Source organism: Pseudomonas sp. PDM26, from assembly GCF_019219185.1.
Taxonomy (GTDB): Bacteria; Pseudomonadota; Gammaproteobacteria; order Pseudomonadales; family Pseudomonadaceae; genus Aquipseudomonas.
This window is the reverse complement of the sequence record NZ_JAHUWC010000069.1, coordinates 1-262: the sequence shown is the minus strand read 5'-3', so window position 1 is coordinate 262 and position 262 is coordinate 1. Positions and strand designations below refer to the sequence as shown.

Below are 262 nucleotides of genomic sequence, written 5' to 3'. Positions count from 1 at the left end.
TTAGACAGCTAGGAGGTTGGCTTAGAAGCAGCCACCCTTTAAAGAAAGCGTAATAGCTCACTAGTCGAGTCGGCCTGCGCGGAAGATGTAACGGGGCTCAAACCATACACCGAAGCTACGGGTATCACCTTCGGGTGATGCGGTAGAGGAGCGTTCTGTAAGCCTGTGAAGGTGAGTTGAGAAGCTTGCTGGAGGTATCAGAAGTGCGAATGCTGACATGAGTAACGACAATGGGTGTGAAAAACACCCACGCCGAAAGACC

1 rRNA gene is annotated in these 262 nt (G+C 51.5%); it reads left to right on the top strand.

The window, feature by feature from the left end:
- Positions 1-262, top strand: a 23S ribosomal RNA gene (locus KW849_RS31140); the annotation flags it as partial.